Raw genomic sequence first — 242 nt, 5'->3', positions numbered from 1 at the left:
TTTCCCATGCCGGAGGACGTGAAGCAATTCGTCGTTGTGGATGATCGCGGCTACATCGAGATGAAAAATGGCCGGGTATTGCAGAGTTCACTGCCGATCGGGGCGGTATGGGGCCGAAACTATGTGGACTACCCGGTGAAGGGTGAAGAACACTCGATAGTCGACTACGAACTTCCAGAATTCAAGGACCTAAAGAGCAAAGCACCCGAGGTCAAGAATTACACCGGTTGGACGCACATGAA

Annotated in this window: 1 protein-coding gene; it reads left to right on the top strand. The window is 52.1% G+C overall.

Going from position 1 to position 242, the window contains the following annotated elements; translation table 11 throughout:
* Positions 1-18: 18 nt before the first annotated feature.
* Positions 19-242: hypothetical protein (locus tag NCT03_RS33775; protein ID WP_250495525.1), on the top strand; the 224-nt coding region annotated here is incomplete at its 3' end.

Source organism: Caballeronia sp. GAWG1-1, from assembly GCF_023631465.1.
GTDB lineage: Bacteria > Pseudomonadota > Gammaproteobacteria > Burkholderiales > Burkholderiaceae > Caballeronia.
Note: the sequence above shows the minus strand (reverse complement) of the source record. Positions and strands in the feature narration are given on the sequence as shown.